The organism is Fibrella aquatica (genome assembly GCF_041321135.1).
Classification (GTDB): Bacteria; Bacteroidota; Bacteroidia; order Cytophagales; family Spirosomataceae; genus Fibrella; species Fibrella aquatica.
The window spans coordinates 61,310-82,447 of record NZ_JBGGWF010000005.1 but is presented as its reverse complement, the minus strand read 5'-3'; the positions used below and the strand labels follow the sequence as shown (position 1 = coordinate 82,447).

Genomic DNA, 21,138 nt, shown 5'->3' with positions numbered 1-21,138 from the left:
CCATGAAAACGCAACGCCTGTTTCGGCCAATTTACTGGCTACTACCCGGTCTGCTGCTGTTGACCCTTGGAGCGGCATGGGCGCAGGAGCGACCCTACGCCGAAAACGATCGGATAGAGATACGGCGGTTGGCCAGAGAACGAATCGAAAAAAACCTCCCGGCACTGATCAATAACATCGTTGTCGAAGACCTTCCTGCCTCCGAGGCCAACTACATGATTTCAAACTCATTTCTGCCGGGCGACAATGATGTCAGGCTCTTCATTAACGACGAAGTGCTGGTAGAAGATGATATTGATCCTGACCACGTTAGCTCCGCCAACGTGGCCGATAAGAGCATTAAAAAATACCTGAACGACATACTGCTGTATTACGGGAAGAACGCTAACGCCGACGTACCCAGCTTTATCATCAAAAGCGTAACGGTTGGCGAACCAATCGTTGAAACCGCGTCTTCGGCGCTCATCGAGGTGAACTACACCTCCCTGTTTAAAGGCAAGCATAAATCAGGGCGAACGTATCAGAACCTGATGCGGGTGGCACAGTTGCGGGCTACCCGCATCGGCAACACCAAAAAGTGGGAGGTATTCATTAACCTGATCCGTTTTTACCGGCCGGGTGCCGGGCAAACGCAAACCGTGGCCACAACCGCGCCCGCAACAACAACGGTAGCCGAAACGCCGCCCCCGCCCCCCATCGACATTCGGGAGCCAACGGCCATTTTCAGGCAGGAAGATTACGATTTCAATGTAACGGTCCGATACAACAAAAAAGCCCTCGATGTGCTCAAATCGGAGTCGCCCCGACTGCCGATGGGCCAATACCGCCGCCTCAGTGATGGCGATTACGAACTGGCCGGCAACCGAATTCGATTCGAGGAAGCCGATAAAAACAGGTTCAGATACACCAACCGCGACCGCAACATGATGGGTCTGGTACGGGTTGAGCCCCCAAAGCCAACCCCCGCCCCGCCGATAGCCAAACAGCTCCCCGACGTAGTTGCACCCGGTTACTTGCCCCTCGACGAAGACCAACGAAAGCGGAAAGAAAAGTCGCCCGTCAGCACGTCGGCCGCCGAATCGGTAGCCGTTACCACACCCAAAGCCACTCCGGCTGAGCCAAAACCAGTTGTTGACGCTCCCAAACCGGTAGCAGTTGATAAACCGGTTTCTGAACCGCCCAAACCTGCGCCCGCTAAGCCAGTTGCCGAAAAGCCCAAACCGGTAGACGTACCTGCAAAGCCTCTAGTTGACAACGCACCGGCTACGCTCGCTACGCCTACGCCGCCGGTTCTGGCCAACACACCAAAACCAACAGACAAGCCTAAACCCGACAAGCCAATTGTTCAGAAACCCGTAGCCCTGTCGGTTGCCCCTGCGCTGAAAAAGTCGCTCAACAGCGAACAGCAGCGGTTGGTGGCTGGTATGCGGTTGCGCGGCTGGCTACAGGTGGTTGGAGGACTGGCAGCACTGGGTGGTAGCTACATGGCCTACTCAGGCATAAAAAAAGACTACGATGCGTATGCACAACAGATGAGCATACGCAATGCCGACTACAATCTGTACCGCGAACTGTCGAGGCGTGACGTGCCCCCACCCCCCAACACGCTATCAATGATGCAATATGGCAGTCCTGGAATTTACGGCGTATACGGAGGCGGGGCGGCTGGTTTTGGCCTCACAGTCAACGGAATAAGAACGTTGCTACGCGCCGGAAAGATGGGCAAAAAGAAATAATGATGTACCTGTTTAGCGCTCCACACCATGAAAACGATCGTCTACTTACTTGCACTGACCACTGCTTTTCTGCTGCCCCTACAACTGCTGGCGCAATTTCCAACAACGAGTAACGTGGTTGTCAGCCCATCGGCCAGCCCTGTTTGCTGGAATGGGAACCTGACCGTTACCTGGTCGGTAGACGATGACCGCAGTTGGGCCAATCGCTATCAGATCAAAATCAGACCATCAACGGCTACGTTGGCAGACCCTGAACTAGCCATCGTATTCGACGTAGGCACCTACACTGCTTTTGGTGCTACTAACTCTATGCGGGCAGCTATTCAACTTCCCACGTCACTACCCGGTGGTAGCTACAAGGTTACCGTGGTGGCTCAGAATAACAGTAGCACCTTTGTTAATTTCAGCAATGTGTTCACCGTCAGGCCCCGAACAACCGTCACGATTTCGGGCAACCAAACCATCATTGCCGGCACACCTGCTTCCATCAACTTCACCTTTACGGGTACACCTCCTTTCACCATCGATTATAACGATTACGCCAGTGAGGCAGCCCCTTCCTTTCTACGGACGCAGACCTTCAATACATTTACCGCCACGGTTACACCACGGATGAACATTTTTAGTCCGCAGATTACGTACAACGACTTTTTCGTACGAAACCTTCGGGATAACAGCGGATGCCCCGGCCCCAACCTGGTAACGGGTGCAGCGATAGTGTCGGCTACTCCACTGGAATTATCGACCTCTCTCAACCGAACGTCCGTATGTGCAGGCGGCACACTGATAGTCACCTACGCTACCGCCAACAGCACCATTCGTCTTCAGCCAGATTTCATCCCACTGATTCAACTCTCTGACGCAGCGGGTAACTTTTCGGCCCCAACCGATCTGGGCACTGGCTCGCGGGGTAATGTCAACACAACAGTTGTGATTCCCGGTACGGTAGCGGCCGGTAGTAACTACCGCGTACGGGTGATCTCGCCCCGGGCCGATTTCAACGCACTCATTACGCCACGATCAACGCCGCTCACCATTACCAAAACCGTAGCCCCTTCTGTCACGGCCCCACCGTCGCCTTGCCAGTTTGGCACACCCGTAACCCTACAGGCATCGGGCAGTGGTACGCTGAACTGGTACGATTCAAACGGAAACCGGCAGTCAGGTACGCCAACGCAATTGACTGGCAATGCAGGTACGTTCGGCTATAAAGTGTCGCAAACCATCGGTGGCTGCGAAAGTGACCGGGTGGATGTCAATGTGACGATAAAGCCCAAAAGTAGACAACCAACTGTTGACCAGACCATTACCCGGTGCCAGAACCAGCAAATTGACCAGCTTTCTACCTCTGATGGGCCAAATCTGATCTGGTACGACTCGAACCGGAACAGCCTGGGCTCGGAGGCCCCCCGACCCAGCACCAGCACACCCGGCCAACAAACGTTTTTTGTATCGCGCGATGAAAACGGCTGCCGGTCAGATCTGACCCAGATTACCGTTAATATCAACGCCCTACCCGACAAGCCCGGTGTTTCAAATCCAGGTGCGGTTTGCCAATACAAGGAGGCCCAGACACTATCGGCCACTGGCAACGAACTGCGGTGGTATCGGCAGGAAACAGGCGGTAATGCCGAAGGGTCTATCAAACCCAATACCGATCGCGACGGCACCACTTCGTTCTGGGTCAGTCAGGTAGTGAACGGGTGCGAGGGAGGAAGAGCCAAAGTCGATCAGCTCATCAATCCGGCCTCGCCTCCACCCACGGTGTCGTCGCCCAAGCAATTCTGTCAGCGGGAGAATGCCACATCCCTAACCGCTACGGGTCAGCAACTGCGCTGGTACAATGATGACAACAGCTTCATCGGTACCGACGGTCCCCGCCCGCCGACCGACCAGGTACGTGATATGACGTACAAAGTGACCCAAAATAGTAATGGCTGCGAAAGCCAGTTTACGAACTTCGTTGTTCAGGTACGTGAAACGCCCGGTGCGCCAGTTTTACCTGATTTGCCCATATGCCATAATGCCCCTGCGCCAACCCTGTCTATTCAGGCTAGTGACCCGCTTTGGTACAGTGCTGAAACAGGTGGTACAGGAACAGGAAATGCACCCGTAATTTCTACCGCCCAGGTGGGCGATCAAGCGTATTGGGTATCCCAGCGGTTTGGCGCCTGCGAAGGGCCACGGGCCAAAATCACCATAAAGATCATCGCCCTACCACAGGAACCGGTCGTTAATACCCCGCCACCCATTTGTCAGTATGTCGACGTCCCGGTGTTGACGGCGCAGGGGCAGAACCTGCGTTGGTATCGGCAAGTGACAGGGGGGACGGCCGAGAACCAGATTAAGCCAGGTAGCGGATCAGAGGGCAAAACAAGCTTCTGGGTCAGTCAGGTAGTCAACAATTGTGAAGGCCCCCGCGCCCGGATAGAGCAGACGATCAACCCCGCCTCGCCCAACCCTACTACCACTACCCTGCCTCTGTGCCGCGACCAGGCAACCCAGGACCTGACAGCAGGTGGTCAGAATCTGCGCTGGTACGATGGCGGCGGCAGCTTTATTGGCACTACCGCCCCGCAACCGCCCACCGGTCAGGTACGTGATATTCTCTACAAGGTGAGCCAGAACAGCAATGGCTGCGAAAGCCAACTCGTTGATCTTCTGGTTCAGGTACGTGATCGGCCGGGCGCGCCAGGCGTAACTGCCCGATCGCTTTGCCAAAACCAGCCTGCCCAACCTTTAACAGCCAACGGAACAGGCAGTTCACTGCTCTGGTATGATCAGGCAACGGGCGGCACCTCAACCACGAGTTTAACCCCGCAGACCACCACGCTGGGTGAACGTACCTACTGGGTATCCGAACGATTTGGCGTTTGCGAAGGGCCACGGGCTGCCCTGCTCACCACCGTTTATGCCGTACCAGCAGCCCCAACCGCTACAGGACGTACCTACTGCATTGGTGACACACCCACAGCCCTAACCGCCACGGGTCAGAATCTGCGCTGGTATGATGGTAGCGGTACCTCACAAGCCAGTGTTGTTCCCTCCACCACCACGGGTCAGTCGCTTAGCTACGTGGTTACGCAAACGCAGAACGGCTGCGAGAGTGCGGGGCAATCGGTAATCGTTCGAATTCTGAGCCGCGCTACCGTTCGCCTCACCGGCGATTCGGCCAGTGTGCTGTACGATAGCACTGCCATTCGGCTACGGTTTGGCGGCGATGCCCCCTGGCGCGTTCGGCTGTGGGACGGCAGCACCATCACAACCAGTACCAGCCCGTACGTAAAATGGGTGAGGCCAACACAGGCCGGCACCGCCTCGTATGCGATTCAGGCTATAGACAACGACTGTGGCGCTGGCCAAATTTTGAACACCTACCAACTTATTGTGCTGACACCGCTCGCCATTGAACCGCCACAAACGGCCCATGCCGATCTTCGGGTTTATCCCGTGCCGGCCAGTGAAGAAGCCACCATTGAATGGCTGGCCCCCAGCGGAACGGCAGTGACACTGCAACTCATCAACGCTATGGGTCAGGTAAGCTGGCAGGACGGGCGACTCGGCACCGGTAGCCGACAAACCGAGCGAATCGACCTGCGGCAGCAACCCGGCGGTCCGCTGATTCTGAGATTACTGACCGACAGTCAGTTGTCGCGATCGATTCGATTGCTCAAACTGTAAACCAGCCACATTCAGCTCCACTCCTTATGCTCCAGCGTAGCCCGAACAATAATTGATACTCACCAAAAGAACAGACTCAGCAAAACCAGCTGCAAAAACACAGCCACGTTTATCAGATTCTCCATCGAAAAAAAGCTACTGGTGATCTAACCGATCAGCCGCAGACCAAAACCAAATTTTATACAACCGATACAACCGTTCTTACATACATAATTTCGTATGAACATATTTATACCATTAAATTATCTAGTAAAAATTTAATGGTATTATAATTGTTAGTTCATTTCTCGTGTTACTGTTCCATTTTTTCCATCAACTAAAAAGAACACGAGTTTATGAATCGCTTAACCATCTATCTATCATCGCTCCTATTTGGTGCCTTTGTTTTCTCTTGCCAGCAGACAGCCAAGGACACCCCGGTAGCGAACAGTGACAACGAAATTCCGGCGGCCGTTACGGCTCAGGTAAAGAAGTTGGGTTTTAGTACGGAAAACATGAAACGGATTCCCGAAGGCTATCTTGTGGAAGGCGATATCATCCTCGACGAGGAAGCGCTGGAACATAGCCACGGCAAGCAGGAACATTTTCTGCGGGTGGGCAGTGAAGAGCAATACCGTACCTCGGCTTTGGTGGGCGGCCTTCCCCGTACCATTACCATCAGTTTGTCGAGCAGCTTGCCCTCTGTATACACCTCGGCCGTCGATGAGTTAATTCGTCGGTACAACAACGAGGGCCTACAAGTGCGTTTCTCGCGGGTTTCGTCGGGCGGGGCCATTCAGTTCGGGGCGGCTCCTTCAGGTTCTGAGTATCTGGCGTCGGCCGGTTTCCCCAGCAATGGCAACCCCTATAACCGGGTATTGGTGAATGTTTCGTACCTCGGTAGCAGTTCGGGCACAACCCGTGTCAATTACCTGGCTACCATTTTTGCGCATGAGGTTGGCCACTGTATCGGTTTCCGCCACACTGATTATTACAACCGGGCAATCAGTTGCGGTGGCGCTGCCAGCAACGAAGGTAGCAGCGGCATTGGTGCCATCCTGATTCCGGGCACACCATCATCGGCCGATCTAAGTTCGTGGATGCTGGCCTGCGTAGGCAACAATCAGAACCGCCCATTCACCACCAACGACCGGACAGCCCTGAGATACCTTTACTAGTCAATCAAGTTCTTTCGAGTACGAGTTCTACACAACATAACAGTAACACACTGCCCCGGCTCAACGGCCGGGGTTTCTTATTGGGTACGTACCTGAAAACTACACCTGAGCCACCGACATTACCGGATCAGTACCCGTGCCATACGCACTTGACCAGTAGGCGTTTTGAGTTGAAGTATGTGCAGGCCCGGCGGCAGGTTCATCGTTGGCATGTGTTTGATACCGCCCGACAGCAACGCGGAACTGCCACGGCGACCATCGGCCGTAATCCAGGTGCCAACCACTTCCTCGTCGGCCACGAGTACCGACACGGGATTACCAGCCACAACAGGGTTCGGGAAAACAACCTGCTCGTCCGGGCCAACGATATACACGGTTTCTTCACTGGTCAGAATGCTTTCGCCCGTAGCAGTTTGCAACCGAAGGCGATACCGGACAGGGCCAATAGCGGTTGGTCGGTCGGTAAACGAATGAACCAGTTGCCCGCTCGTTGGCCGGATGGTTTGCAGATGCTCAAACCCAGCCTCCGTAGCCCGTTCAAGGCTGATCGCGGTCAGATTCCAACGGGTACTGAGCGTGAGATCGAGCCGGGCGGTGTCGGCCACGGGCAGGCGACTCAGCCAGTTGGCTACGTAACAACCGACACCCTGCTTGCTATAATCGATAAGGAAACTGGGAATCGTTGGTCGGCCATTTTGCAGTGGAGCAACCGCCACGTAGGAACTATCGGCGGGTGATAGAAACGCCACCGTATCGGCCGTTTGCCGTACAGGTTCGAGGTAAGCAGCGCCGAGGCGATAGAGCTGATAAGCCACTACGCCAGGTTGCTTATTCCAGGTCACCGCTACCTGATTCAGTCCATCGTCTGCTTCGGTACAGTTAAGCAAAACGCTCAGGTGCGTTGGCCGGGTCAGCGTAAAGAAATCGGACAGGTACGTGCCAGTGCCAGTAACGAGCCGAACACGGGCCGTTCGATTCTGATCGGGCGCGTTCCACCAGACCAGGTTGTCGGCCAGGCGAACCTCTTCGGCAATTGACTGCCAGCCTGTTTCGCCCTCGAATTGCACCGATAGTGACCCCGTCGCCGTGGCATCGCCCAGCCATTGCCAGCGAATGGGCTGCACCTCTCCGGCCCGAAGCATTGCCCCCGCCGTTGGACTAAACCAGGTCATTGCCGAGTCGAGGCTGTAGGCAAGCGCATACGGCTGTAACGAGTTCAGGTACGTTCCCTGCACCCAAACCCGATACGTACCCGCCGCGGGTTGACTCACCGACACCTGTTCGACGGTATTAACTCTGTCGATGCCCCGACGCGCGGGTAACCGTACCGAATCGGGATGCAGCGCCGACGACAGCACCCACGGCCGAATGAGGGTACCGGTTTCTAGATGTTCGACCCAAAGATCGAGGTCATTCTGAAGCTGTTTTGGGGCATCGGCAGAAGCGGGCGGGTCTATCCAGGAAAGGGCTATGTTGAGCCGGGCGGTGTGGGGTGCTACCGTGAGCGTAATCGATTGTGGTGCGCTGCCGGTCAACGTACCTGTGTGGTACTGCGCCCGGTCAGCTACCGTTACTGCCCCCAACGCATTCAGGCTTCCAAACCCTGTTTCATGGTCGGGACCGGGCAAACCAACATCCTGCGTTGTAGCTACCAGACAGGCTTTTACCCAAGCAGAGCTGGGCAATACCCCATGGCGATTTCGGTACCGCTGCTGCAGCAACAACGCCGTGCCCGATACCAGCGCCGCCGACTCCGACGTGCCGTTGTTTCCGTAGGCGACCAGTTCCGGCTTGATTCGCCCATCGGCCGTTGGGCCGCGTGAACTCTGGCTTTCCAGTACGTTTTGCCTCGTAACTCCACCCACAACCAGCGTATTCTTCGCCTGTTTGAACTCGCCCGTCAACGTGGCGAAAGGCCCCGGCAACGGGCCATCTGTTGCGCCGTCCAGCCCGCTATTTCCCGACGAAAACACGTGTATCAGGCTGGGTTCCAGCATAGCCTGTTCATCATAGGCACGCGCTTCCGGTCCGTAAAACGACTCAATGTCAACACCATACGAATGATTTTGCACCGATACTTTCAGGCTTCGTAACTCGGGCAGCGTATCGGGGAAAAGCCGGCTAAATGATGATGATACCAGACGTGAACCCCAGGCTACCCCCCGGCTGGTAGCGGCCGTATTGCCGGCGCCACCAAGTAGCGTAGTCATCACGTTGGCGTGGTCAGTAAACGGGTTGTTGGCATCGGGCGTGGGCACCACCCGGCCCCGGAAATCAATATCGGTTGTATCGAAGGGCTGTTCTTTGATCGATACCGTCAAGCCATTCCCGGTCAGGTTGGGATACCGAAGATGAACAGCTTGCAGGCCATGCTGCGTAAAATCGTAATCGCCAATGGCTTTACGGGCATGAATTGGCGGGGACTGTGCACAAGCTACCGACATCAGCAACAAGCTCAAGAACAGGCCATTCCGAAAAGCAGACAATACAGCATAGCCCATAAAGTGGTTGAAACAGACGCAGCGAAGCAGATCGATCGCCAAGTTTACAAATTGACAGAAACGAAAATAAGCAGCTCCTTCACCAATACCACTACCCGTGGGCAAAACTTTTGGTTGGGCCGGCGTTTGCAGGTACGTTGTTGTTTAGCCCGACCGGTGTTCAGTTAGTCCCGGCTGTCTCCCTGCCTCACCACATCGACCACGGTACCGTTTTGCTCGTAGATACTGAACTGCGCACCCAGTTCTTCAGCCCTGCGCTTCATGTTATGTATACCGTAGTGTTGCTCGTCGGTTGGGTTTACCTGTTCGTTTAAGCCATGACCATTATCGTGAATGGTCAGGTGAAATGCACCATCGGAATGAACCATCAGTCGAACATTGGCCTGGGTAGCCTCGGCATGTTTAACCACATTACTGAGCGCCTCCTGCACGATTCGGAAGAAATTGAGCACCTGCACCGACGACAGCGGTTCACCAGAATCGCCCTCCACCTGCACGTCTACCTCTAGCCCATTCGTTTGTTGCACGTACCGGTTCACATACTGATTTAGCCGCTCCTCGAACTCATCGATGGTGAACCGTTCCTGATTGATGGCCCAGATGGTTTCGCGGAGGGTTCGAATGGCTTCGCGGGCGTAGCTGACCACGCCCCGAAGTTCATCGGCAAAGCGGGGCATCCGGCTATCGTTTTCTATTCGGGCCGTTTTACCGCTGAGCACCGGCATTTGATCGGCTTGTCGGCTAATGTGTAAGAGACTGGTAATCATAAGCGCTAGCTGCGCGCCAACATTATCGTGCAGATCGCGGGCAATGCGTTCTTTCTCCTGCAACATGCTGTTTTTCAGTGCCAATGATTGCACTTCACTAGCGTAGGAGGTACGTTCTTTTTCACGCTGATTGCTCAACAGTTTATCATTATGATCGCGCATCAATTTGTAGCGATAGGCCAGTCCGAAGGTCAGAGCCGACACTTCAAAAAGCGCCGTTACGGCATACCATCGAAAATCGACCAGCGGGCTGTAGGTGGGTATCAGACCGAAATTGGCCAGAACTTGTCCGATATTAAGCAAGTAGAATGGCGATACGGCAATGAGGTATAACCACCCCGCTGCCACGTAGTACCGTCGCCAGATACTGATCGCCACAAAGGCACCGATCAATGGCATGGGTAACCAGTAAAGCAACACGAACAGGCGTGAAAAAACCATTTCCAGACCCGGCGAATACGTTGTCCACAGCTCGCCGGCCAACATCAACAGGCAGGCAAGTCCGGCCAACAATACGCCGGAACTAAGGCGATGCAGCCAACGGGCAGGCGTTCGTTGAAGCGGCAAAAAAGTGCGGATAAATACAAGCTGTGAGTAGAAGAGCAGAAGTGGGAACAGGAAATAGATATTTTGCCGGGGTAACCAGAACTGCGCGTCAAACGCAAACTGATTCATGAAACCGTCGTTGATAAAGAAGAAGCCGATCAAACACAGCACGCAGAACATATAGCTCCAGTAAATATGGTCGCGGGTGGTGATGAAAAAGAAGAGGCTCATCAGCGCCACAAACAGAAGCGACAACAACACGCCACCCCAAAACAGGTACCCGAGCGGCATATGTGCTTTATAACCGGCTTCGCGCCAGAGCACCAGCGGAATCACCTGCGTACCCCGCATTTTGAACACACGCAGGTACGCCACCCGATCGGCCCCGGCCGGTACGATGATCGGGAAGGTAAAATTGCGGTCGGCCACCGGGCGGGCCGCAACGGGGGTTCGCCAGCCCAGCACAGGCGAGGTAGTCAGCACCGAGTCGCGAACCGGATCAACTACCGACAGTTGCAGTGAATCGAAACACCAGAAGTTAATGCGGGCGTAAAGTTGCACAGGCCTGTGGGTGGCGTTTTGAATCCTGAGGCGTAGCCAAATTGGACTTGGATGGGCCGTTGCTCCTGTGAATCCCACGTTAGGCACCGCCTGACCTACTGGCAAAAACGGCTGTTTGTGAATGGGCAATACGGATTGTTTCCAGGCCGAATCGACGTATATCTCCAGGGCATCGTAGAGCAAGAGCCTAGCCTCAGGATCGTCATCATCGGTCAACACGATGCTGGCAGTTTGGGCACAGACCGTTTTTGGGCCACATAGTCCAACACAAAGCAACAGCCCGAAAAGCCACCCTATTCGCATACATACCAGCAGGTTATAACAAAAATAACCGGCAACGGCTTTTGGCCAAAAAAGTACTGATGCAAAGGAAAATACGCTGCGTAACGGCACCGAAGACCGACAATTCCGGCCCGCTTTTTGCCGTTATTTAGCCACAAACAATTCGTCTCCGATAACGTACTCCGCTCATGCGCCTGTCTGCCCTTTTTCTAGTTCTGCTTCTCGTTGGCTTTTTCCCCGCATTCCGGCCCGCCACCCATCGTTTCGACACCAAATCACCCGTTGGCGAAGGCAAGAAAATAAACTGGATCAGCTTTAAAGAGGCTCACGACCTGAACCAGAAAGCGCCACGCAAAATCATCATCGATGTATACACAGGCTGGTGCGGCTGGTGCAAAGTGATGGACCAGAAAACGTTCAGTCAGCCCGCCATCATCGATTACGTGAACGACCATTTCTACGCCGTCAAGCTCGACGCTGAGCAGGCGGCCGATATTACCGTGGGTGGACAAACGTTCCGCAAGCAGGGTAATGTCCACGAATTGGCTGCGAGTCTGTTGCAGGGGAAAATGAGTTACCCGTCAACCGTTTTTCTGGACGAAAAAATGGCAATGATCCAGCCGATTGCCGGGTATCTGGAGGCGCGCATGTTTCACCAGATCATCACTTATTTCGGCGGCAATTACCAGACCAAAGAAGCGTTCGACGCCTTCAAGGCAGGTACGTATGTAAAAGAATTCCAGCCCGCTATGCCCACACCAGCAACTGGTAAGTAACTTTCAAAATAAATCGATATAACTCCTATCATATATACATTAATCAAATAATATATACCATTAAATAAGTAAGTACCCCCAAACTTGCTTTCATAGTGGGGAATGTTTTGATCCAGATCAAAACATTCCCCACTATGAAAAAATTGTACTTTTTTAGCTTCTGGGCATTATTAGTAGCCTCCACGGTCACATTTGGGCAGTCACCAATCGTCTCTGATTGGAACAGTCAGCCGCAGTTTCCTCGATTGAAAAGGGGGAATGCTTTTCCAGTTATTGACTTTTCGGTAAGTGTACCTCTGTTTAAACGATACACCCAAAGCAGGCAACAAAGGAAATCAGTCAATCTACCCAACCTGCCCCCCTTAGCGTCAATGAGTGGCGAAGAGGGCATTGCATGGACTTACTACGACACAGGCGAGGTTGTTGTAGTTGGTAGACGCAACCGGAGCGAACCTTATGTCAGCCCACACGCGGGCAACTATAGTGGCTCAAGCTACCATCCTAGCATGTTTGACCAAGCAGCAGACGATGGAGGAAGTGGTGGTGGTAATGGCGGAGATTATAGCTCACCATACGATAACGACAAGAAGCCTAAGACCGTCGAAGGAATATGTACAGGTCTCATGACTATGTTGGCTCTACAAAAGCAGGCAGGTAAGGAAGCGGCAGCCTTTGTTACAACAGACGGTAAAGTCATTATTTTGCCGATGAGTGAAAATACAGAAACAGAATCGGCAACCCACAATCAGTATGAAGACAGCGAAGGTCACATCATAGTAAATGTTTATCAGGAAGATGGTAAATGGATGGTTCAACTAAGTGATTTTTCAACTTCTCCCGGAACATCAACCGTTCACCAGCTTGCTTACCATGTACACACCCATCCTCAAAATGGAAACCAAAATATTCCTAGTCCCAGAGACAAAATATTTGCTGGGACAGGCTACCCCGGCTTATCTAAATACATTATCAACAATAAGAAGTTAGTTCGCTACGACGAGAATGGAACCAACGTCACCGCGAATTTGAAAGAACTTTGCCCGTCAAATTAATTCACCACCAGCATGAAATTAAGAAAATATTGGCTCATTGTCTGTCTTTTTGTATCCCTTCCCGCCTTCTCTCAGAAGGGGTATCCACCACCTTGCGGAACTGTGGAAGAAATAAAGCTGGACACAAATGCAGTGCGGCGAAAAGTTCTCAGCAATTTCATCAGCGCATCGCTTTCCAACCAATCATTTAGTGTTAAGTATGATAAGGGCATTATCATACTTAAAGAATATACAAACGCCCACAACGAGTTATGTTGGCTATTATCACCAGATATCGACGATAGCTACAAGGATAACCCACCTACCCGATTCAGTGATTTCAACGGTGATATTGTTCTGGTTTATACAGCAGACTCTACTGGCAACGCGCTAAAAACGCCACAGCCGCATGAGCCGCTCAATCAATGCCTGGAGCAGATTATTGGCGACCGGGTTTTTACCCGCCCCGCAAAACGCAGTCGATGGACAAGTTCGGTGTTTCCCATCACGAACCGCAAAGCCACTGAAGGAGCCCGCCGAAACTTGACTGGCAATGGTGGCGATGTCATCATTATATTCCAAAAAGACGGCACCTATCGGAAAGAATATCCAGCCTAATCTGTATTTTTTGGAGAATTTGCAGTTCATCCTCAGCCTTCTAAGCGAAATCATAACCCATGAACTGGATTAAACGTACCCTCTATAGCTTCACTTTTCTCCTCACGCTTGTAGCATCAAGTATAGCTCAGCCTATTCCCAGAATCTCGCTGTGGGGTCAGAAAATTGTTCCCTTGCTGACTGCCTTCGATACCGAATGTACCAGATTAGATTATAATGGGTTTACCGATATGGGAATTTACCGCGTAGACCGTTACCCGGCTTCTGCCGATAACCCGGAACGATGGCTCGTTACGCTTGTCATCGATGACCGGTACAAAAATGAACCGCCCAAAGAGTTCGCTCAACTTGGCCAAAACATTTATTTCTTCTACGATGCCGTTCCAGGACGGCTCCCCGTAGCGAACCCATCGACGCCGGAAATTTTAGCCTATCAGGATGAATTGATCGGTGACCGACTTTACATTCGTCCGGCTCCTAAACAGCGCTACACCGAACACAAAATCAAGGGCGAAATTGTCAGAGAAGAAATTGGGAGATCCATGAAAGGTGGCTACCCACAATACAGCATCTGGTTTGCCTTCCGTGAAGACGGCACCATCACTCAAAGCAGACCGTTCAGAGACTAATCAAATCGCCTGAAAACAACCACAGCCGGAATTATCCGGCTGTGGTTGTTTTCAGGCGATTTGATTTAGCAAAGCAACAAGCTGTTACCTCAACCATTTTCAGATAATGCTATTCGCGCTTTAGCAAGCTATTACTCTTCGTACGCCCAATCGATGTGGTGTTTCATGTCGCGGATGACGAGGCCCTGCGATTTAAAGTAGGTACGCACCTGAGCTTATAGCGCGTGAGGATCAACGCATTTAAGCTTTTTGATATTTTGAAAATCACGTGTATTATGACTCACAATTGTAGCTTTTTCCACTAAAGCTGTGGCCGCAATAATTGCATCGGGAAGCTTTATTTTATGCTTTCGCCGGAGGGTGATAGTTTGCTCCACCACCTCATCTGTCAGACCTATCACCAGCGACTCATTGACGAAATCAATAATTGGTTGTCCAATCCCAGCAAATCCGAGTAACTCAATCTTCGTCACAACAGAAATACAAGGTTCACTATCAAGAATTTCGCTTAAGAATACCTTACCTGCCTCAGGTAATTTATTCTCCGAAAAATCGATAATTGCGTTTGTATCAATCAGAAATCTCTGTCCCATTCGTCTCGGCTTTGTTGCAGTTCCTCACGCATCCGATTGGCCTGCTCACTAGTAATGCTTCCAGCCAAGCGATCCGAAAGTTTCTGTTTCTTTTTAGGCCCCAACTCTCTGACAACTTCAATAAGTCGTAATGCCTCCAACTCCTCGATTAACTTAAAAGCATGCGGGTTATTTACCCGGATTGTTAGCGTCTGCATAAGCTGATTCTTTTAGCAAGCTATTACTCTTCGTACGCCCAATCGATGCGGTGTTTCATGTCGCGGATGACGAGGCCCTGCGATTTGAAGTAGGTACGTACCTGATCCACTTTGTCGTAGAGGCGCTGGGTTTTGTATTCGCGGTAAAGATCAAGCATACCGCCAACCATAGCCGACTGATCGCGTGTGATCTCTTCCTGCAAGCCAAGTACTTCTTCAAAAAACTGAATGAACGTTGTTTTCAACTGATTGAACGCTTCTTCGCCCAATTGCCCCATCGATACCTGACGCGTGTCGAGCTGATTGACTTTTTTCAGCAGACTAAACAAATGGCCAATCGTTACGGCGGTGTTTAGATCGTCGTTCATGGCGGCGAAAAGAGCCTGATTGTAGTTGGCAATCTCTTCACCCTGTTTCGGGTCTACTTCCGCCCCTTCGTCGGCCAAGTACGTCATCGATTTAATGAGCCGGTAGCCGTTCACGAGTCGTTTATAGCCTTTCTGGGCCGCTTTCAGCGCATCGTTCGAGAAGTCGAGCGTGCTGCGGTAGTGCGATTGCAGCATGAAGAACCGCACTGTCATGGGCGAATACGCCTGATCGAGCAGCGGGTGGTCCCCGGCGAAGAGTTGCGAGGGAAGGAACGAGTTACCCAGCGATTTACTCATCTTCTGGCCGTTGACAGTCAGCATGTTCGAGTGCATCCAGTAGCGAACCGGAGCGCGATCGTTGAGGCCATTTCCCTGGGCAATTTCGCATTCGTGGTGCGGAAACTTCAGATCCATGCCGCCGCCGTGAATATCGAACTGAGTGCCTAAATATTTGGTACTCATGCAGGTACATTCGAGATGCCAGCCAGGAAAACCAATGCCCCAGGGCGACGGCCAACGCATCAGGTGTTCGGGCGATGCGTTTTTCCAAAGTGCAAAATCCAGCGGATTCCGCTTCTCGCTTTGTCCGTCCAGCTCGCGGGTTTCGTTGAGCAGATCGTCGAGAATACGACCCGACAGTTTGCCGTAATCGCCCCCCTTCTTATTATACTGCTCAATATCGAAATACACCGACCCGTTCGACTCGTAGGCCAGCCCCTTATCGATCAGCAGTTTCACGGCTTCGATCTGCTCGATCATATGCCCCGTTGCCGTTGGCTCAATGCTCGGCGGGCGCATGTTGAACTGAAGCAACACATCGTGGAAATCGTTGGTGTAGCGCTGCACAATCTCCATCGGCTCAATCTTTTCCAGCTTCGCCATCCGGCCAATCTTGTCTTCGCCTTCGTCGCCGTCGCCCACCAGGTGCCCCACATCGGTAATGTTCCGAACGTACCTGACCTTGTAGCCAATGAACGTCAGGTACCGAAACAGGCTATCGAAAGTCAGGAAGGTGCGCAGGTTACCGAGGTGAACGTAGTTATAGACCGTTGGACCACACACATAAAGGCCCACATTGGGCGCGCTGATGGGTGTAAACGGTTCTTTCTGGCGGGAAAGTGTATTGTAGAGCGAGAGCGGTTGCATTGCTGTATTCTGAAAATAGGTCACGAAGTTACGAAAGGTCGGGTTAGCTGGCAGAAATCCTTCTCTGTCACTCGCCATGGGCAAGAAGCCGTAGGGACAATGAACGCAAAAATAGAGAGATCCAGACTGACAGATTAACTACAAGATTGCCAAACCTATTTTCTTTACTAAAAACCGTAACCTATCTCGCTATGTCTGAACTGTTGAAAGCCAACGTGCCAGATGCGCCTTATTCCGTCACGCTGACCACAGTCGGTTGGATTGATGTATTTACACGCCAGGCGTATTGCCAAGAGTTGATCAAGAATCTACAATAGCGCGATTATATTCATTACAATCCGGTCAAAGCGGGCGTTGCTCTGAAACCACAATATTACCTGTTTAGTAGTGCCTGCCCAGAATCACCACTCAAGGTGCTGGATTGCTATTGACGAACCCGTCTATTACAGTCCGTTGTCGCTTGCCTGTGGCAAGCGACAACGAAACGGCGATTAATTCGCCGTTTGAACCTACTAGTCAGGTACGTTACTTGCCCCGGCCGCCGCGGCGGTTTTGGCCTTTGGGGGCGGCTCCTTTGGTGCGTTTAGTCTCGCCACCAACCGACTTTGAACGACCACCAGCCGTGGCTGATGTCGCGGTGTTGGCCGCTTTACGACCACGGGCGGCGTTACGTTGGCTTTGATCGATCGGACTGTCAGAACGGCGACTGCGGCCTCCACCCGAACGGCTCGATGAGTCGCGGTTGCTTCCTTCCCAACCGTCTTCGGCCGTTTTGGCGTTATCAGTAATCAGGGCGAAGTCGATGCTGCGGCGGGCCATGTTGGCTTCTTTCACGCGTACCGTTACGGCATCGCCGAAGGTGTACATCTTCTTCGACTTGCGGCCGATGATCCGATAATTGTCTTTATCATACTCGTAGAAATCGTCGGTCAGGTCCTGCATACGCACGAGGCCTTCACAACTGTTTTCGGGAATTTCTACGAAGAAGCCGAACTCGGTCACACCGGCAATCACGCCTGCGAACTCCATGTCTTTCGGCATCCGGCTCATAAACTCTACCTGCTTGTACTTAATGCTGGCGCGTTCGGCTTCGGTAGCCACTTTTTCGCGATCCGATGCGTGTTTGCACCGCGCTTCCAGGGCTTCCCGGTCAACCGACCGCCCTTTGTCGAGGTAGTGTTGCAACAAGCGGTGCGCCATCATGTCGGGGTAGCGACGGATGGGCGACGTGAAGTGCGAATACCGGGCAAACGCCAGACCAAAGTGGCCAAGATCTTCGGTGCTGTAGCGCGCCTTCGACATGGTCCGTACGGCCAGTTGCGAGAGCATTCCCTGCTCAGGCTTGCCTTCGATCTGCTCCATAAACTTGTTCATCGACCGCGACAGCTGCGCATCGTCGACGTTGAGTTTATAGCCTAACCGGCGGGCAAATTCTGAGAAAACACGCAGCCGGTCTTCGTCGGGGCCTTCGTGAACCCGATACACCATCGTATTGGCTTCGTCGCCTTTCGACAGGCGCATTACAAACTCGGCTACCCGCTTGTTGGCCAGCAACATAAATTCCTCGATCAGCTTGTTGGTATCCTGCCGAATTTTGGGCACTACCGCCAGCGGTACCCCGTTTTCGTCGAGTTTGAAGCGAACTTCGGGCGTTTCAAAGTTGATGGCCCCATGCTGAAACCGTTCGTCGCGCATTTTGTGAGCCAGGTCATTCAGGAGGGTTAGCTCTTTCACAAAATCGCCCTGCCCTTCGTTCAAAATCCCTTGCGCTTCTTCGTACGAGAAACGGCGGTCGGAGTGAATCGCGGTGCGGCCAAACCATTCCTTGCTGATTTTTCCTTCGTCGTTCATCTCGAACACGGCCGAGAACGTCAGTTTATCTTCGTTGGGTCGAAGTGAACAAACGCCGTTCGACAGTTTTTCGGGCAGCATCGGCACTACTCGGTCGACCAGATAAACCGACGTGGCGCGTTTGTAGGCTTCTTCTTCCAGTTCGGTACCGGGCGTGACGTAGTGCGTGACGTCGGCAATGTGTATACCGATTTCGTACGTGCCATTATCGAGGTATTTCACCGACAGGGCATCGTCAAAATCCTTCGCATCGACCGGGTCAATGGTGAACGTGGTCGTGGTGCGGAAGTCGCGGCGGCGGGCAAACTCAGCCTCGTCGATCTCTACCGGAATTTCTTCTGACTCTTTCTCCACTTCAGCCGGAAACTCGATCGGCAGCCCAAATTCCGCCAGAATAGCGTGCATTTCGGTGTTGTGATCACCAGCCATACCCAACACGCTCATCACTTCGCCTTCGAAATGGCCGTCGCGGTTGTCGCTTTCGGGATATTTCGTGAGACGGACAATTACCTTTTCGTTCTCATTCGCGCCACCAAGTTTATCGGCCGGAATCAGAATATCGTGGTAGATGCGGCGGCTATCCGGGGTTACAAAAACCTGATTACCGTGCCGTTCCAACGTACCTACAATTTCGGGTTTACCCCGCTCGGCAATGCTCACTACGCGCCCAACAATGCGGCGGGCCATCTGCCGCGTACCACGCTGCCGCGAATCGCTGAAAGCAATGACCCGAACCATGTCGCCGTCAATGGCCCCGCCGAGGTCTTCGGCCGGAATCCAGATGTCGTTATCACGATCGCGGTTGCCGTTTTGGGGGACAATGAATGCAAACTTGGTGTTCACGTGCTCGACCTTCCCGAGAATGGTATTCTGATTCTGGTTGAACTGATACCGGCCATCGGGCAGGCGCGTCAGGCGGCCTTCGTCGTGCAGTTCACCGATCAGGCCCTGAACCATCAGCTTCAGCTTCCGATCATCGGCATCGAAATTCTCGACCACATCCATCGTACTCCATTGGCCGGTGTTGTTGATCTCGAAAAAAGCAGCGACGTCGTTCTTCAACTCGTCGATGTATGAATTAGCTTGTTTGAAACCAGACGCGGTTGCCGCTTTGATTTCTTTTCCATAATTACCCCGGCGGGTGCTGCTTTTCTGCTGCCCCTGCGCCGATGGTGATTTGGCGTATTTGTTCTGTTTGGGTTTCATTAGGAAAGGGAGTCGATAGTCGTAAGTCGATAGTCTGGAAGGTCGTTTTAGTGTTGCTGACGCAAACGTATTGCTGACGCGTAAGCAACACTAAACCGACTTTCCAGACTACCGACTATCGACTTACGACTTTAAACATGTAATATGCCTTCCAGCCCGAGCGCGGGTACGTTGACCAGGTGTTGCTCGGTGATGCTGTCGGGCACGAAGATGAATTTTTTGTCGTAAATCTGGTTGCCAATAAAATAACTGACCCAGTATTCATTATTCAGGTGAAACACATCGGGAATAATGGTTTCAACCAGTTCGTAGGCATTGGGTTCAATAGAGACAAAGAAGTGGCGGAGGGTCGCCGTTTTCTGTTCTTCGCCGTCTTTTTCGCCATAACCACGCGAGGTAACGAATACGGTATGAATGGGTTGCTCATTCTGGTTGATGAGGAACACCTGCCAGTCATATTCGTTGATCTCATTCAATTTGCGGGCCACAACTACCTGTATGCCCTCAACGGGTAAAAAAGGAATGTCTTTTTTCATTGGAAATTTACCTCACCCCCAACCCCTCTCCTGAAAACCAGGAGAGGGGAGTCGCTCTACAATAGCTTTGCTAGGTCACTAAATAGTAAGTTAGCAAAGCTATTGTAGTGCAACTCCCCTCCCCTGTTTTCAGGGGAGGGGCCGGGGGTGGGGTCACATTTTCATCTCAAACAAATTAACAAGGTGCCGTTGCACGTGTTGGGCTACTTCGGCTACTGGAACCGGGTGGCCTAGCTCCTGCTGCATGGAGGTCACGGCTTTATCGGCAATGCCACAGGGGACAATATGGCCAAAATAACTCAGGTCGGTGTTCACGTTTAAGGCAAAACCGTGCATCGTTACCCAACGGCTCGCTTTCACGCCCATTGCGCAGATCTTTCGCTGGCCTTTGTCATCGTCGAGCCACACGCCGGTCAGCCCATCGATCCGGCCCGCGTTGATGCCGTACTCGTTCACGGCCAGGATAATGGCCTCTTCCAATAACCGCATATAGCGGTGAATGTCGGTGAAAAAATTATCCAAATCCAGGATGGGGTAACCCACCAGTTGGCCGGGGCCGTGGTAGGTGATATCGCCACCCCGATTGATGCGGTGATAGGTGGCGCCAATGTGCTTCAGAAACTCATCGTTGGCCAGCAAGTGACTTTCATGCCCGCTTTTCCCGAGGGTATACACGTGGGGATGTTCGCAGAAAAGCAGGTAGTTAGGCGTCGGCTGCTGCTCGTCGGACGGGAGCTGACGGTTGGCAATCTTGATGGCGACGGTATCGGCAAAAACGCGTTCCTGCTCGTCCCAGGCGGTTTGGTAATCGATCAGGCCGAGGTCGCGGACGGTTACTGATTTGTTCTGAAGCGTAGTGGTACTCATTATATAAACACAACACGCTGAGGCGGTAAGGGGTTCGTTCGGGTATGGCCGAGGTAAGTTGGTTCGATTTGTAGCTGTTTATGCCGGAA

16 protein-coding genes are annotated in these 21,138 nt (G+C 52.6%); 8 read left to right on the top strand and 8 right to left on the bottom strand.

The features are described 5' to 3' along the window. The first annotated feature begins 2 nt into the window (after window positions 1-2). The 3 genes from ACAW87_RS13790 (at window position 3) to ACAW87_RS13780 (ending at window position 6,574) form a co-directional block, all read left to right on the top strand. Window positions 3-1,736 (top strand): hypothetical protein, encoded by a 1,734-nt coding sequence (locus ACAW87_RS13790; protein WP_370723993.1) that lies wholly within the window; start codon window positions 3-5, stop codon window positions 1,734-1,736. 27 nt (window positions 1,737-1,763) lie between these two features. After that, a complete protein-coding gene (locus tag ACAW87_RS13785) occupies window positions 1,764-5,417 on the top strand; it encodes an Ig-like domain-containing protein (RefSeq protein WP_370723992.1) in 3,654 nt (1,217 codons plus the stop codon). Window positions 5,418-5,752: 335 nt separating this feature from the next. Continuing rightward, a complete protein-coding gene (locus ACAW87_RS13780; protein WP_370723991.1) occupies window positions 5,753-6,574 on the top strand; it encodes a M57 family metalloprotease in 822 nt (273 codons plus the stop codon). Window positions 6,575-6,693: 119 nt separating this feature from the next. Here ACAW87_RS13780 and ACAW87_RS13775 read toward each other — a convergent pair whose 3' ends face one another. Then, window positions 6,694-9,075, bottom strand: coding sequence for a S8 family serine peptidase (locus ACAW87_RS13775; RefSeq protein WP_370723990.1), 2,382 nt, complete (start codon window positions 9,073-9,075; stop codon window positions 6,694-6,696). Between the two features lie 164 nt (window positions 9,076-9,239). Continuing rightward, complete coding sequence (locus tag ACAW87_RS13770; protein WP_370723989.1) at window positions 9,240-11,252, bottom strand: sensor histidine kinase; 2,013 nt, start codon at window positions 11,250-11,252, stop codon at window positions 9,240-9,242. 167 nt (window positions 11,253-11,419) lie between these two features. Here ACAW87_RS13770 and ACAW87_RS13765 point away from each other — a divergent pair, with 167 nt between their 5' ends. From ACAW87_RS13765 to ACAW87_RS13750, 4 genes are all read left to right on the top strand, one after another. Then, window positions 11,420-12,007: a thioredoxin family protein gene (locus ACAW87_RS13765; RefSeq protein WP_370723988.1), complete on the top strand. Its 588-nt coding sequence runs from the start codon at window positions 11,420-11,422 to the stop codon at window positions 12,005-12,007. A 134-nt stretch (window positions 12,008-12,141) separates the two neighbouring features. Then, complete coding sequence (locus ACAW87_RS13760) at window positions 12,142-13,059, top strand: hypothetical protein (protein WP_370723987.1); 918 nt, start codon at window positions 12,142-12,144, stop codon at window positions 13,057-13,059. Window positions 13,060-13,071: 12 nt separating this feature from the next. Continuing rightward, the gene (locus ACAW87_RS13755; protein ID WP_370723986.1) at window positions 13,072-13,656 is read left to right on the top strand and encodes a hypothetical protein; all 585 of its coding nucleotides are present in this window, start codon (window positions 13,072-13,074) and stop codon (window positions 13,654-13,656) included. Between the two features lie 59 nt (window positions 13,657-13,715). Then, window positions 13,716-14,285, top strand: a complete 570-nt coding sequence (locus tag ACAW87_RS13750) for a hypothetical protein (RefSeq protein WP_370723985.1) — start codon at window positions 13,716-13,718, stop codon at window positions 14,283-14,285. Between the two features lie 215 nt (window positions 14,286-14,500). Here the strand turns inward: ACAW87_RS13750 and ACAW87_RS13745 are convergent, their stop codons facing one another. The 3 genes from ACAW87_RS13745 to cysS are packed head-to-tail and all read right to left on the bottom strand — an operon-like array spanning window position 14,501 to window position 16,589. Then, window positions 14,501-14,878 (bottom strand): type II toxin-antitoxin system VapC family toxin, encoded by a 378-nt coding sequence (locus tag ACAW87_RS13745; RefSeq protein WP_370723984.1) that lies wholly within the window; start codon window positions 14,876-14,878, stop codon window positions 14,501-14,503. After that, window positions 14,860-15,075 carry a hypothetical protein gene (locus ACAW87_RS13740; protein ID WP_370723983.1) on the bottom strand — a complete coding sequence of 72 codons (216 nt, stop codon included), beginning with the start codon at window positions 15,073-15,075 and terminating at the stop codon, window positions 14,860-14,862. The genes ACAW87_RS13745 and ACAW87_RS13740 overlap by 19 nt, the downstream gene beginning before the upstream one ends. Window positions 15,076-15,098: 23 nt before the next feature. Beyond that, a complete protein-coding gene (gene cysS, locus ACAW87_RS13735) occupies window positions 15,099-16,589 on the bottom strand; it encodes a cysteine--tRNA ligase (RefSeq protein WP_370724288.1) in 1,491 nt (496 codons plus the stop codon). Between the two features lie 191 nt (window positions 16,590-16,780). Here cysS and ACAW87_RS13730 point away from each other — a divergent pair, with 191 nt between their 5' ends. Then, entirely contained in the window at window positions 16,781-16,906 is a 126-nt protein-coding gene (locus ACAW87_RS13730; protein WP_370723982.1) for a hypothetical protein, read from the top strand. A 208-nt stretch (window positions 16,907-17,114) separates the two neighbouring features. Here ACAW87_RS13730 and rnr read toward each other — a convergent pair whose 3' ends face one another. From rnr to lipB, 3 genes are all read right to left on the bottom strand, one after another. Beyond that, window positions 17,115-19,646, bottom strand: coding sequence for a ribonuclease R (gene rnr / locus ACAW87_RS13725; protein WP_370723981.1), 2,532 nt, complete (start codon window positions 19,644-19,646; stop codon window positions 17,115-17,117). A 131-nt stretch (window positions 19,647-19,777) separates the two neighbouring features. Continuing rightward, complete coding sequence (locus ACAW87_RS13720) at window positions 19,778-20,182, bottom strand: hypothetical protein (RefSeq protein ID WP_370723980.1); 405 nt, start codon at window positions 20,180-20,182, stop codon at window positions 19,778-19,780. Window positions 20,183-20,335: 153 nt separating this feature from the next. Further along, window positions 20,336-21,049, bottom strand: a complete 714-nt coding sequence (gene lipB, locus ACAW87_RS13715) for a lipoyl(octanoyl) transferase LipB (RefSeq protein WP_370723979.1) — start codon at window positions 21,047-21,049, stop codon at window positions 20,336-20,338. Window positions 21,050-21,138 lie beyond the last annotated feature (89 nt).